The 13,156-nt window shown below is 69.9% G+C and carries 11 protein-coding genes and 1 pseudogene; 8 read left to right on the forward strand and 4 right to left on the reverse strand.

Features of this window, described 5'->3' with window-relative positions; genetic code table 11:
• Positions 1 to 125: 125 nt before the first annotated feature.
• The gene (locus ACZ3TS_RS24055; RefSeq protein ID WP_467621293.1) at positions 126 to 905 is read left to right on the forward strand and encodes a winged helix-turn-helix transcriptional regulator; all 780 of its coding nucleotides are present in this window, start codon (positions 126 to 128) and stop codon (positions 903 to 905) included.
• Positions 906 to 954: 49 nt separating this feature from the next.
• Positions 955 to 1,980, forward strand: coding sequence for a LacI family DNA-binding transcriptional regulator (locus ACZ3TS_RS24060; protein WP_467621296.1), 1,026 nt, complete (start codon positions 955 to 957; stop codon positions 1,978 to 1,980).
• 19 nt (positions 1,981 to 1,999) lie between these two features.
• Here the strand turns inward: ACZ3TS_RS24060 and ACZ3TS_RS24065 are convergent.
• Positions 2,000 to 2,959, reverse strand: a pseudogene (locus ACZ3TS_RS24065) (S1 family peptidase); the annotation flags it as partial.
• Positions 2,960 to 3,122: 163 nt separating this feature from the next.
• On the opposite strand from ACZ3TS_RS24065, the gene ACZ3TS_RS24070 reads away from it, so the two are divergent.
• From ACZ3TS_RS24070 to ACZ3TS_RS24090, 5 genes are all read left to right on the forward strand, one after another.
• Positions 3,123 to 4,259: a S1C family serine protease gene (locus ACZ3TS_RS24070; RefSeq protein WP_467621299.1), complete on the forward strand. Its 1,137-nt coding sequence runs from the start codon at positions 3,123 to 3,125 to the stop codon at positions 4,257 to 4,259.
• A gap of 37 nt (positions 4,260 to 4,296) precedes the next feature.
• Positions 4,297 to 4,542: a hypothetical protein gene (locus tag ACZ3TS_RS24075; RefSeq protein ID WP_467621302.1), complete on the forward strand. Its 246-nt coding sequence runs from the start codon at positions 4,297 to 4,299 to the stop codon at positions 4,540 to 4,542.
• A 129-nt stretch (positions 4,543 to 4,671) separates the two neighbouring features.
• Positions 4,672 to 5,403: a response regulator transcription factor gene (locus ACZ3TS_RS24080; protein ID WP_467621304.1), complete on the forward strand. Its 732-nt coding sequence runs from the start codon at positions 4,672 to 4,674 to the stop codon at positions 5,401 to 5,403.
• On the forward strand, positions 5,400 to 6,857 hold the full coding sequence (locus ACZ3TS_RS24085; RefSeq protein ID WP_467621307.1) for a sensor histidine kinase: 1,458 nt from the start codon (positions 5,400 to 5,402) through the stop codon (positions 6,855 to 6,857). The genes ACZ3TS_RS24080 and ACZ3TS_RS24085 overlap by 4 nt, the downstream gene beginning before the upstream one ends.
• A 180-nt stretch (positions 6,858 to 7,037) precedes the next feature.
• Positions 7,038 to 7,739, forward strand: a complete 702-nt coding sequence (locus ACZ3TS_RS24090; protein ID WP_467621310.1) for a response regulator transcription factor — start codon at positions 7,038 to 7,040, stop codon at positions 7,737 to 7,739.
• Positions 7,740 to 7,749: 10 nt separating this feature from the next.
• Here the strand turns inward: ACZ3TS_RS24090 and ACZ3TS_RS24095 are convergent, their stop codons facing one another.
• From ACZ3TS_RS24095 to ACZ3TS_RS24105, 3 genes are all read right to left on the reverse strand, one after another.
• Positions 7,750 to 9,528 (reverse strand): ABC transporter ATP-binding protein, encoded by a 1,779-nt coding sequence (locus ACZ3TS_RS24095; RefSeq protein ID WP_467621313.1) that lies wholly within the window; start codon positions 9,526 to 9,528, stop codon positions 7,750 to 7,752.
• Positions 9,529 to 9,624: 96 nt separating this feature from the next.
• Complete coding sequence (locus ACZ3TS_RS24100) at positions 9,625 to 9,747, reverse strand: hypothetical protein (RefSeq protein ID WP_467621315.1); 123 nt, start codon at positions 9,745 to 9,747, stop codon at positions 9,625 to 9,627.
• A 475-nt stretch (positions 9,748 to 10,222) separates the two neighbouring features.
• Complete coding sequence (locus ACZ3TS_RS24105; RefSeq protein ID WP_467621318.1) at positions 10,223 to 12,007, reverse strand: bifunctional metallophosphatase/5'-nucleotidase; 1,785 nt, start codon at positions 12,005 to 12,007, stop codon at positions 10,223 to 10,225.
• A gap of 199 nt (positions 12,008 to 12,206) precedes the next feature.
• On the opposite strand from ACZ3TS_RS24105, the gene mshD reads away from it, so the two are divergent.
• Entirely contained in the window at positions 12,207 to 13,145 is a 939-nt protein-coding gene (gene mshD, locus ACZ3TS_RS24110; RefSeq protein ID WP_467621321.1) for a mycothiol synthase, read from the forward strand.
• The last annotated feature ends 11 nt before the right edge of the window (positions 13,146 to 13,156 follow it).

Consider the following 13,156-nt stretch of genomic DNA (forward strand, 5'->3'; position numbering starts at 1 on the left):
GGGGCACGGGATTCGCACCGTACAAAGCAGTGCCGCAAACGTCCTCGCAGGGACCGAGGAGGAACCGACGTTATGGGCGAGCGAACCGTGCACGAACGTATGACGACCAAGGCGGGTGGGGCACGATGAGTTCTCTGCTGCTCCTGACCAATGCTCTTCAGCCGTCGACGGAGGTGCTTCCCGCTCTCGGCCTGCTCCTGCACAACGTGCGAGTGGCCCCGGCGGAAGGCCCCGCTCTCGTCGACACCCCGGGTGCCGACGTCATCCTGATCGACGGACGCCGGGATCTTCCGCAGGTGCGCAGCCTGTGCCAGCTGCTGCGGTCCACCGGCCCCGGCTGCCCGCTGGTCCTCGTCGTCACCGAGGGCGGCCTGGCCGCCGTCACCGCCGACTGGGGCACCGACGACGTCCTGCTGGACACCGCGGGTCCCGCCGAGGTGGAGGCCCGGCTGCGCCTCGCCATGGGCCGCCAGCAGATCGTCAACGACGACTCCCCCATGGAGATCCGCAACGGCGACCTGTCCGTCGACGAGGCGACCTACAGCGCCAAGCTCAAGGGCCGCGTCCTCGACCTCACCTTCAAGGAGTTCGAGCTCCTGAAGTACCTCGCCCAGCACCCGGGCCGCGTCTTCACCCGCGCCCAGCTGCTGCAGGAGGTATGGGGCTACGACTACTTCGGCGGCACACGCACGGTCGACGTCCACGTACGACGGCTGCGGGCCAAGCTCGGACCCGAGCACGAGTCGCTGATCGGCACCGTCCGGAACGTCGGTTACCGCTTCGTCACCCCGGAGAAGGCGGACCGGTCCACGGACGAGGCGAAGGCCAAAGCGGCCCAGCCGAAGCCGGAGGATGCGGGCGAGACGGCCACTGTGTCCGCGGCCGAGGTCACGGCTGAGGCATAGAAAGGCGTACGCCCTGCCCAGAGGCGGTCCATCCGCGTAGACTCCGCGCGTGGCCAAGGTGACTCGGGACGATGTGGCACGGCTGGCGGGAACTTCCACCGCCGTCGTCAGCTATGTCATCAACAACGGACCCCGGCCGGTCGCCCCGGCCACGCGCGAGCGCGTCCTCGCCGCGATCAAGGAACTGGGATACCGGCCCGACCGGGTCGCCCAGGCCATGGCGTCGCGGCGCACGGACCTCATAGGCATGATCGTGCCGGACGCGCGTCAGCCGTTCTTCGGCGAGATGACGCACGCGGTCGAACAGGCCGCCGCCGAGCGCGGCAAGATGGTGCTCGTCGGCAACACCGACTACGTGGCCGAGCGCGAGGTCCACTATCTGCGCGCCTTCCTCGGTATGCGCGTCTCCGGGCTGATCCTGGTCAGCCACGCGCTCAACGACCACGCCGCCGCCGAGATCGAGGCGTGGGACGCCCGGGTGGTGCTGCTGCACGAGCGGCCCGAGGCGATCGACGACGTCGCGGTCGTCACCGACGACCTCGGCGGCGCCCAGCTCGCCGTCCGCCACCTCCTGGAGCACGGCTACGAGTACGTCGCCTGTATGGGCGGCACCGCTCAGACCCCGGCGGTCGGCGACCCGGTCTCCGACCACGTCGAGGGCTGGCGGCGCGCCATGCAGGAGGCCGGGATCTCCACGGAGGGCCGGCTCTTCGAGGCGCCCTACAACCGTTACGACGCCTACCAGGTCGGCCTGGAGCTGCTGTCCGGCCCGAACCGTCCGCCGGCGATCTTCTGCTCCACCGACGACCAGGCGATCGGCGTGCTGCGCGCGGCGCGCGAGCTGCGCATCGACGTGCCGGGCGAGCTGGCCGTGGCAGGCTTCGACGACGTCAAGGAAGCCGCGCTCACCGACCCGCCGCTGACGACCGTCGCCTCGGACCGGTCCGGGATGGCCCGCGCGGCCGTCGACCTGGTGCTGGACGACGGGCTCCGGGTCGCCGGCTCCCGGCGCGAGCGGCTGAAGCTGTTCCCTTCGCGCCTGGTCGTACGCCGTTCCTGCGGATGCGAGGACTGAGCCCGGAGCTCGCGCTGTCGCTGCGGGGCGCTGTGCCGCAGTCGTAGGTCAGGCCCCAGCCGTACACCGTGGCACTGGTGCCCGGCCGGTACAGCGTGCTGTCGTTCGAGGCCGCGAGGCGCAGCCACGGCTGCTCCAGCGGGCGGTCGAGGGTGAGGACGGCGATGTCGTTCTGGGTGGTGTCGGGGTTGTAGTGCTGGTGGGTCCACTGGCGCATGACACCCGCGACGGTTCCGGAGCTGTAGTCGTCGAGAGCGGTGGCACCGGCCAGTACCGAGCCGTTCTTGACCCAGTTCAGACCCGCGACACAGTGCGCGGCGGTGAGGACCTTGTTCGGGGCGACCAGAGTGCCGCCGCAGAAGTAGCCCTCGCCGGCCGCGGCGTCGTAGTAGCCGAGCTGAACCATCCAGGGCGCCGAGGCGATCGTCGTCTGGGTGCCGCCGATGATGAACGGAGACACCTTGTTCGACCCGGCGGTGGCGGCAGGTGCCTCGGTGGCCGCCTGCTGCTTCTGCCCCTTGTTCCGGGCCGCCTGCTTCCTGGCGGCGTCGAGCAGTCGGTCGCGCAGTTCCTTGGCGGAGGCGGTGGGCTGCGGGGCGGCGGTCCGCTGCTGGAGGACTCCCGGCTCCGGCAGTCCGTCCGCGGCGGCCGCCGACTGGGCCGCCAGAGCGCCGGCGCAGGTCAGGGCCAGCGCGAGGGCGGCCGCGGGAAGCGCTGTGGCAGGGCGTCTCCAGCGGCCGCGCAGGGCACGTATCACTCGGGGCTCCTGGGGTGATGTCGTAGACAGGGCCCGGGAAGGGCATACGACACACCGGCCCGACGCAGCGCGCGCGAAGCCACGCCGTACAGTCGGGCGAAACCGCGGAGCCCCCTTCCGGTCGCCGTGACCGTAGGCCGCAGGAGTCCCTCTGCACACGCGCCTGACAGGTGTCAGACAAGTATTCGTCCGCCGCCCTTCTTTTTCACACCTGACGGACACCCCGTGTTTCCTCGGCCCACGGGGTCACGAGCCTCACCCGCACGACCCCTCGTTTCGGGGCCGACCTGCTCCGAGGCGCCTTTATATCGGGCATACGCGGTTCTGTCGGGCTTCTCAGGGACGACTCAGCTGGCTCTCATGATCCAGGGACACTCTCTATTACATGACCGAGAGCTTCCGCCGCAGCGGCGAGTACGAGCACCCCGAGGGTGACGGGCACCAGTTCGCGTACCCCCAGCAGCAGCACGCCTCCACCCCCGTGAACCCCGAGTGGCCGCCCCCGCCGGCGTACGAGCCGGCCCAGCCGGTGACCGTCGAGCCGGGGACCAGGGTGTGGCCGGGTCAGCCGGCCGCCACGGCTGCCTCGGGTCACGGCGGCGACGGCGGCGGTACGGCTCTCTTCACGGCGGTCCCCGCCGAGCCCGGGCCGAAGAAGCGCGCCAAGAGCCCGCTCGCCCTCCTCGCCGCCGTGGCGATCGTCGCAGCGGCCGTAGGAGGCGGCACGGCCTACGGCTTCCAGGAGCTGACCGGCAAGAACACGGTCTCCTCCAGCTCCACCAGCACCACCGTGGTGCCCTCGAGCAAGAAGGGCACGGTGGCCGGAGTGGCCGCCGCGGTCAGCCCGAGCATCGTGGAGATCCGCGCCACCTCGAACGCCGGCGAGTCGACCGGTTCCGGCGTGGTCATCACCAGCAACGGCGAGATCCTCACCAACAACCACGTCGTCTCCGGCGCCTCCTCGATCAAGGCGACGACCAGCAACGGCAAGTCGTACACCGCGCAGGTCGTCGGCACCGACAGCAAGAAGGACCTGGCGCTGATCAAGCTGGAGGGCGCCTCCGGCCTGAAGACCGCCACCCTCGGCAACTCCGACGGCATCCAGGTCGGCGATCAGGTGGTCGCGATCGGCTCCCCCGAGGGCCTGACCGGCACGGTCACCAGCGGCATCGTCTCCGCCCTCAACCGCGACGTCACCGTCTCGACCGACGAGAACCAGGGGCAGGGTCAGGGCAACGGCCAGTGGCCGTTCGAGTTCGGCGGCCGGCAGTTCAACGGCGACACGGGCTCGTCGACGACGACGTACAAGGCGATCCAGACGGACGCGTCCCTGAACCCGGGCAACTCCGGCGGCGCCCTCATCGACATGAACGGCAACATCATCGGCATCAACTCGGCGATGTACTCGGCCACTTCCGACTCGACCTCGTCGAGCGCCGGCAGCGTGGGCCTCGGCTTCGCCATCCCGATCAACACCGTCAAGTCCGACCTGGCGAAGCTGCGCTCCGGCTCCCAGAGCTGAGCCTGCGTCCCGCCGGGCGATCGGTAAGGAGTACGACATGATCAAGCAGGTTCTGCACGAGGCGACCGCCCCCGTCGGCCCCGCCAAGGTCGCCCTGGCCCTCGCAGTGGCGTACGAACTCCACGCACCTGCGACGCGGGAGCCGGAGACCTTCGAACTCCCGGCACGCGAGTTCCGGGTACCGGAAGTGGCGGTCCCGCAACTGATGGGCCTGCGCACCAGTGCCGCACGGCCCCACCGCCGCAAGGTGCCGCTGAACCGGCTCACCGCGGTGCTGGGCTGAGCCGTACGCCGGACGGCCCGGAAGTCCCCGGCAGACAAGCCCGAGCCGTCCTTTCCGTCCCTGCCGGGAAACGTGCGAGGCTGAATGCGTTCAGCTCCGTCCCATCGCACCTCTAGGAACTCCACACCCATGAGCCCCGCCGAAGGCGACCGTGAACCCCAGCGCATCCTGATCGTCGACGACGAACCGGCGGTGCGTGAAGCACTCCAGCGCAGCCTCGCCTTCGAGGGCTACGACACCGAGGTCGCTGTGGACGGCGCGGACGCGCTGGAGAAGGCGACGGCCTACCAGCCCGACCTGGTCGTCCTGGACATCCAGATGCCGCGCATGGACGGTCTCACCGCCGCGCGCAGGATGCGCGGAGCGGGCACCACCACGCCCATCCTCATGCTCACGGCCCGTGACACGGTCGGCGACCGTGTCACCGGCCTCGACGCCGGGGCCGACGACTACCTGGTCAAGCCCTTCGAACTGGACGAGCTGTTCGCCCGCATCCGCGCCCTGCTGCGCCGCAGTTCGTACGCGGCCACGGCGGTCGGCGCGCCGGAGGACGAGGCGCTGACGTTCGCCGATCTGCGCATGGACCTGGCGACGCGCGAGGTCACGCGGGGCGGGCGCCCGGTGGAGCTGACCCGGACCGAATTCACGCTCCTGGAGATGTTCATGGCCCATCCGCGCCAGGTACTGACCCGCGAGCAGATCCTCAAGGCCGTCTGGGGCTTCGACTTCGAGCCGTCGTCGAACTCGCTCGACGTGTACGTGATGTACCTGCGGCGCAAGACGGAGGCGGGCGGCGAGCCGCGCCTCGTGCACACGGTCCGCGGCGTGGGCTACGTCCTGCGACAGGGCGGCGCCGAGTGATCAAGCGGTTCCGCTCCCTCCCGCTCCGCTCCCGGCTGGCCCTGCTGGTGGCCGCGGCGGTGGCGTTCGGGGTGGCGGCGGTGTCGGTGAGCTGCTGGTTCATCGTGCAGGGCAAGCTGTACTCACAGCTGGACAGCAGCCTGAAGAACGGCAGCGGGCCGGTCCGGCCGGGGGGGCTGGCGAACGTCCTCAGCTCGTGCACCACCACGCCCTCCCCGCAGGACGACCGCGGCCCCCAGCCCGACACCTACTACACACAGGTGGTCAGTACGACGGGCGGGGTCTGTGTCTACTCGAACTCGGCAGGCCTTGTCACGGTCACGAGCAGCGACACCGACATCGCCAAGAACCCGACTCGGGGCGTCCTCCACAACAGCACCGACAGCAAGGGCAACCCGGTCCGGGTGTTGACGACGCCCCTGTTGATCGACGGCCCGGCGGGTCCACAGCTGTACCCCGACTACGCCCTGCTCGTGGCGTACCCCCTCAAGGACACCGACAAGACGCTCAACGACCTGGCCCTGATCCTGCTGGCCGTCTCCGGCATCGGAGTCGTGGGCGCCGGCGCGCTCGGCCTGGCCGTGGCCCGTGCGGGCCTGCGACCCGTCGACAAGCTCACGGAAGCGGTCGAACACATCGCCCGCACCGAGGACCTGACCACCCGCATCCCGGTGGAGGGACACAGCGAGGACGAGATCGCCCGTCTCTCCCGCTCCTTCAACTCGATGACGTCCGCCCTGGCCAACTCCCGCGACCTGCAGCAACAGCTCATCGCGGACGCGGGCCACGAGTTGCGTACGCCGCTCACGTCGCTGCGTACGAACATCGAACTCCTCACCCGCAGTGAGGAGACGGGTCGCCCGATCCCCGCAGAGGACCGCAAGGCGCTGCTCGCCTCGGTGAAGGCCCAGATGACGGAGCTGGCCTCGCTCATCGGCGACCTGCAGGAGCTGTCACGGCCGGAGAAGGGCCAGCACACCGGCAAGACCCAGGTGGTGGAGTGGCAGGACATCGTCGAGTCCGCGCTGCACCGGGCCCGGCTGCGCGGCCCCGAGCTGACGATCACGGCGGACCTCAAGCCGTGGTACGTACGGGCGGAGCCGTCCACGCTGGAGCGGGCGATGGTGAACATCCTCGACAACGCGGTGAAGTTCAGCCCCGAGGGCGGCTCGATCGAGATCTCGCTGACGGAGGGTGTCCTGACGGTCCGCGACCACGGCCCCGGCATCGCGGACGAGGAACTGCCTCATGTCTTCGACCGCTTCTGGCGCTCCCCGAGCGCGAGGGCGCTGCCCGGCTCCGGCCTCGGCCTGTCGATCGTCGCCCGCACGGTCCAGCAGGTGGGCGGCGAGGTGTCCCTGACGCCTGCGGGGGGCGGCGGCACGGTGGCGACGGTACGGCTGCCGGGCGCGCCCACCCCGCCGCCGACGACGGCACGGCAGGAACTCGGATAGTCCCCGTCGCGGAGATCGCTCATGAGGGGCGAGGTCGCGCCCGGACGTGCCTTGACGACCGGACTCGCCGGTGACGAGCAACCCTTCCCGACCCTGGCGCTGAGCCCCACAGCCCCACTCCCCAGCCTCCGCACACTCCCCTCCAAGGCTCCGCACAGAAGCCCGTAACACGTTGGAGTGATGACGCGGAAGATCCTGTTGGCCGATGACGACCCGGCCGTACGTGAAGGGCTCGACCGGGTGCTCAGGTTCGAGGGGTACGAGACCGTCCTCGCGGAGGACGGGCGTACGGCCCTCGACATCGTGGGCGAGGCCGAGCAGCGACCCGACCTCGTGTTGATGGACGTGATCATGCCCCGTCTGGACGGTCTCGCCGCGACCCGGCGGATCCGGGCCTCCGGCTCCACCGTCCCCATCCTCATGCTCACCGGCCGCGACGCCGTCGGCGACCGAATCGTCGCCCTCGACAACGGCGCCGACGACTATCTGATGAAGCCGTTCGCCGTCGAGGAGCTTCTCGCGCGCGTGCGCGCCCTGCTGCGGCGCAGTCCCCAGCGGCCCGACCGCCGCGCCGTCCCGGACGACCTGCTGTCCTTCGAGGACCTCCTGATGGACCGGCGCACCCGTACCGTCACCAGGGCCGGACAGGTCCTCGACCTCACCAAGACCGAGTACACCCTGCTGGAGTACCTCCTCCGACACCCCGGCAAGGTGCTCGGTCGCGCCCAGATCCTCAAAGACGTCTGGGGCTTCGACTTCGAGCCGACCTCCAACACCCTCGACGTGTACGTCATGTATCTGCGGCGGAAGTTGGAGCGGCACGGGCGGGCCCGGGTCCTGCACACCGTCCGCGGGCTCGGGTACAGCCTGCGCGGCAAGTGAGACGAGCGGCTCACACGCGGAGGATCAGCGTGTCGTCCGCCGACCCGCCCGTCACCGTCTCCGGCAGCGGCGCCGCAAGCCTCGCGTACGTCCCTTGCCGCGCCAGCAGCTGCGCGTGCGTGCCCGCCTCCACCAGCCGGCCGGACTCCACCACCAGGATGCGGTCCGCGTCCGCCGCCAGGCTCAGATCATGGGTGATCATGATCGTCGTGCGCCCCGTCATCAGGCGGCGCAATGGCTGCACGACGCGGCGTGCGGCCAAGGCGTCCAGGCCGGCCGTCGGTTCGTCCAGGACCAGGACCGGAGACGGGCGGAGCATCGCGCGGGCGATGGCGATGCGCTGGAGCTGGCCGCCGGACAGTGCCGCCGTTCCCGGGGCGATCTCCATGTCATAGCCGTTCGGGAGCGCGGTGATGAAGTCGTGCGCCGCCGCGTGCCGTGCCGCCCGTTCGATCTCCTCGTCACTCGCACCGGGGCGGCCGGCCTCGATGTTCTCCCGGATCGTGCCGCTGAGGATCAAGGTCTCCTGCGGCAGCAGGGTCACGTTGTCGCGCAGGAACTCCAGCGCCAGGTCCCCCAGGGGCACGCCGTCCAGGCAGATCACGCCCGCCGTGGGGTCGTAGAAGCGCGTGAGGAGCTTGGAGAGCGTGGACTTGCCGGCGCCGCTCGGGCCGGTGACCAGGATCAGCTCGCCGGGACCCGCGGTGAATGTGACGTCCTCCAAGGACGCGCGCTCCGTGCCCGGGTAACGGAAGGACGCGCCGTGGAGGCTCACCCAGCCGCGCACCGGCCACGGGGCGGCCGGTTGAGCAGGGTCGGTCACCGCGGGCCTGGCGTCCAGGATCTCGTTCAGGCGCTCCGCGCCCGCCGTGGCGGCGGTGAAGGTCAGCCCCAGCCGGCCGAGGTTGCGGATCGGCGGGTAGAGGTAGCCGAGGAAGGCGGCGAAGGCCAGCAACTGGCCCAGAGTCATACGGTCCTGGGAGATCTCCCACGCACCGAGCCCGATCACCGCGAGGACGCACAGCGTCTCGACGACCTCGACGAACTGTTCGTACATCTCGCTCGCCCGCGCACCCCGCACGGACGCCCGCATCCAGGCGCGCGCCTCGCGCTCTAGGCGCTTCTCCTCCGCCTGCCTGCGGTTGTACGCCTGGGTGAGGAGGACGTTGCCGAGGGACTCCTCGACGACCGAGGTGATCGCTCCGTCGGCGGTCCGCTCGTCCCGGGACGCCTGCTTGATCCGGCCGGAGAAGCGACGCGCCGTGAAGAGGAACAGCGGGGCCAGCAGGAACGTGGCGAGGGCCAGGTCCCACCGCAGCCAGAACGCCGCGGCCGCGTAGAAGACCGCGGAGAAGGCGGCGGCGATGGTGCCGACGACCCCCGACACGACCATCTGCTCGATGGCCTCGACGTCGCCGGTCAGGCGTTCCACCAGGTCACCCTGGCGATGCCGCTGGAAGAAATGCGGCGGCAGGTCCTGCACATGGCGAAAGACGTTCGCCCGCAGACGCAGGACGAATCTCTCCGCCGTCCAGGTGGCGAGCGAGTTTCCCAGGTAGCCGACGAGCGCGCCCAGCGCGGCGGCGACCAGCCAGGCTCCGGCCGGCCCCCAGAAGGCGGAGAGCGAACCCGCCTTCAGCGCGTGGTCGGTGAGCTGCGCGAAGAGCAGGATCGACGCGGTCTCGGCGAGCGCGGACACGATCACGCATACGATGATCAGCGCCAGCCACTTGCGGTCGCCGCGTGTCAGCGGCCAGAACCGGGCGAAGGCGTCCTTGATGTCACGCATATCGGCTTCAGCTCCTCTGCGACTCGTCGGGGTGTCGTGTCACGGCCGAGGCGGGGCCCCGGAGGTGTTCCGGTGACCCCGCCTCGTGGCGAAGCGTCAGCCCTGGTGGCCGACCGGGCGGCAGCGCCCGTGCTTCTTCGGGGCCGGCTTCTTGGGGGCGGGCTTCTTCGGAGCCGGCTTCTCGGCCTTCTTGATGGGGGCGATCTTGCGGAAGCTCATGGGAATTTCTCTTTCTGCTGTGCGATGAATTCAGGCTCGGCGTAGCGGCCCTAAGGCCCTGCGGTTACGACTCAACCGTGGCTCTTGTGGCCGACCGGGCGCTTCGGCGCGGGCTTCTTCGGAGTCGGCTTCTTGGGCGCCGGGGCGGGCTTACGGTGCTTCTTGACCGGGATGATCTTGTGGAAGCTCATGGGCTTCTCCTTGTCTGCTTGCGGGTGGATTCCCTTTGCCTAAGCGCCGTTCGCTTTCGACATGGAAAACATTACGGGACCCGCGAGCCGGAAAAAGCCAATTCCGCTGAGACCTCGATGAAATGCACCTGAATCAATTTTCAGGCGATCCGTGGAACCGGACCGGCACTCACATAGAATTTATTACGTGCCTCACCTGGAATTTACCGAGGTAATTGCCAGAATGTGAAAACGGCCCGCCCCTGTCAAGGGACAGGGACGGGCCTTCGATCACCGCTCGCCGATCACCGCACGACCGTGATCCGGTTCGCCGCCGGCACCGGATACGGCGCCGCGGCCGACGAGTTGGCCGTCAGGTATGCCTCGAGGGCCGCCAGGTCGTCGCCGCCGACCAGTACGTTCGCACCCTTGCCGAGTTCCGCGAAGCCGTCGCCGCCGCCCGCGAGGAAGGAGTTGAGCGCGACCCGGTACGTGGCGGCCGGGTCGATCGCCGTGCCGCCCAGCTTCACGGAGTCCACGACCACGCGCGCGGCGCCCGACTTCGTCATGTCCAGCGTGTAGGTCAGGCCGCCGGACACCTGCAGGATCATCGGCGAGGCCTCGTTGGCGCCGCTGACCTGCTGCTGCAGCGCGGCGATCAGCTGGGCTCCGGTCAGGTCGATCAGGTTCACGGTGTTGGCGAACGGCTGGACCGCGTACGCCTCCCCGTACGTCACCACACCGTCTCCCTCACCGCCGCTCGCCGTGTAGGTGAGGGGCGCGCGGATGCCGCCGGGGTTCATCAGCGCGAGGTCCGCCCCGGCGTCGAGGGTCTTGGCGTAGGCGAGCTGCGCGTCCGCGATCAGATCGCCGAGCGGGGACTCGGTACCGCTGTTGCCGATATCGCCCGCGATGTGACCGATGGGCCGGGAGGCGACGGGCGCGGCCCGCGTCTTCCACTTGGTGATCAGGTCCGCCATGTCGGCCGCCTTGGCGACGTCACGGGTGACCACGTGGTTCGCGGACGTGACGGCCGTACGGGCGATGTCGCCGGTCCAGCGGTCGTACGTCAGAGTGGTGTCCGTGTACAGACGGCCGAACGAGGCCGCCGACGTCACCATGCGAGGACGGCCTGCCGGGTCGTCGATCGTGCACACGTAGGCCTGATGGGTGTGACCGGTGACCAAGGCGTCCACGGCCGGGGTGACGTGCTTGGCGATGTCGACGATCGGACCGGAGATGCCGTCGCCCGCGCCCGGGCTGTCGCAGTCGTAGTTGTACGCGCTCGACGCGGGCGCCCCGCCCTCGTGGATCAGGGCGACGATCGACTGGACGCCCTGCCCCTGGAGCACCTTGGCGTACTTGTTGATCGTCTCCACCTCGTCGCCGAACTTCAGGCCCTTGACACCCTCCGCGGAGACGATGTTCGGGGTGCCCTCCAGCGTCACGCCGATGAAGCCGACCTTGACGCCGTTCTTCTTCCACACCCAGTAGGGCTTCAGGATCGGCTTGTCGGTCGTCTCGTCCGTCACGTTCGCGGCCAGATAGGGGAAGTTCGCCCCCTGGAACTCCTCGCTGTCGTCGTAGCAGCCGTCTGTGGGGTGACAGCCGCCGTTCTGCAGCCGGGCCAGTTCCCTGGCGCCCTCGTCGAACTCGTGGTTGCCGACGCTGGTGACGTCCAGGTCGAGCTTGTTGAGCGCGTCGATGGTCGGCTCGTCGTGGAACAGCCCCGAGATCAGCGGGGAGGCACCGACCATGTCACCCGCGGCGGCCGTGATGGAGTACTGGTTGCCCTGGCGTGCCTGCCGCAGATGCGTGGCGAGGTACTCGGCGCCACCCGCGTCGATGGTCTTGGTGGTGCCGTCCTCCTCCTGCTCGGTGACCCGCCCCGAGGAACCGGTCGGCGGCTCGAGGTTGCCGTGCAGGTCGTTGAAGGACAGCAGTTGAACGTCCTGGTAGCGGCCGGGGTACCCGTGACCGCTCCCATGGGCTTCGGCCGGCAGCGCCGCCACCAGGGCCCCGACGGTGGCCAGGCCCGCGGCGGCCCCGAGGATGCGGTGAAGACGTCTGCGCCGGTTTATCGACGGCATATGCCCCCCTCTGTGAAGAGCGCGCAGTCCTCCCGGGTGTGCGACGGCCGGACTGCCTGCGCGCGTTGTGTAAAGAGCGTGCCAAGAAGGCCGTTCGCGCAGCCTAGGGTCAACGCGCGTAGCGCAACAGGGGGTTCAGGGTTACAAGCGCATTGCCTTTGCCTCCCCTTTCCCCGGTCCTCCCCTTACCCTCGTACCCATGACCAGCGACGACACCGCCCGCCCGGCACTGCCCCGTTCCATCGAGACCGTCACCGCGCTTTCCCCCGATCAGTCCGAGGCCGTGCTCGCGCTGCTCGCCGAGGCCGCCCGGGTCGACGGTCAGCAGGCCGTGTCCGAACAGGGGCGGCTGCAGTTGCGCGGCGGCGAGCGGGAAGGCGTGTCCCACCTCCTGCTCTCGGTCGACGGCACGCTCGTCGGTTACGCGCAGCTGGAGGACACCGACCCGGTGGAGGCCCCGGCCGCCGAGCTGGTGGTGCACCCCGCGTACCGCGGCCATGGGCACGGCCGCGCGCTCGGCTCCGCGCTCCTTGCCGCCTCCGGCAAGCGGCTGCGGGTATGGGCCCACGGCGGTCACTCCGCGGCCCGGCACCTCGCCCAGGTCCTCGGCCTCACTCTCTTCCGCGAACTGCGCCAGCTGCGCCGTTCGTTGACCGACCTCGACCTGCCCGAGCCGAAGCTGCCCGAGGGCGTCACCGTGCGCACCTTCGTGCCCGGCCAGGACGACGCTGCCTGGCTCACCGTCAACGCGGAGGCCTTCGCCCATCACCCCGAGCAGGGCTCCCTCACCCAGCGCGACCTCGACGACCGCAAGGCCGAGCCGTGGTTCGACCCCCAGGGCTTCTTCCTCGCCGAGCGCGAGGGCGAGCAGGGCCCCGAACTGCTCGGCTTCCACTGGACCAAGGTCCACGCGGAGGAGCAGCTCGGCGAGGTGTACGTCCTCGGCGTCCGCCCCGGCGCCCAGGGCGGCGGCCTCGGACGCGCCCTCACCACGATCGGACTGCGGCACCTCGCCGCCCAGGCCCTCCCGACCGCGATGCTGTACGTCGACGCCGACAACACAGCCGCGCTCGTCGTTTACGAGCGGCTCGGCTTCGTGACCCACGAGACGGATCTGATGTACCGCACCGAGACGTGAGAAACGGGTGA

This window comes from Streptomyces sp. NPDC022910, assembly GCF_055561075.1.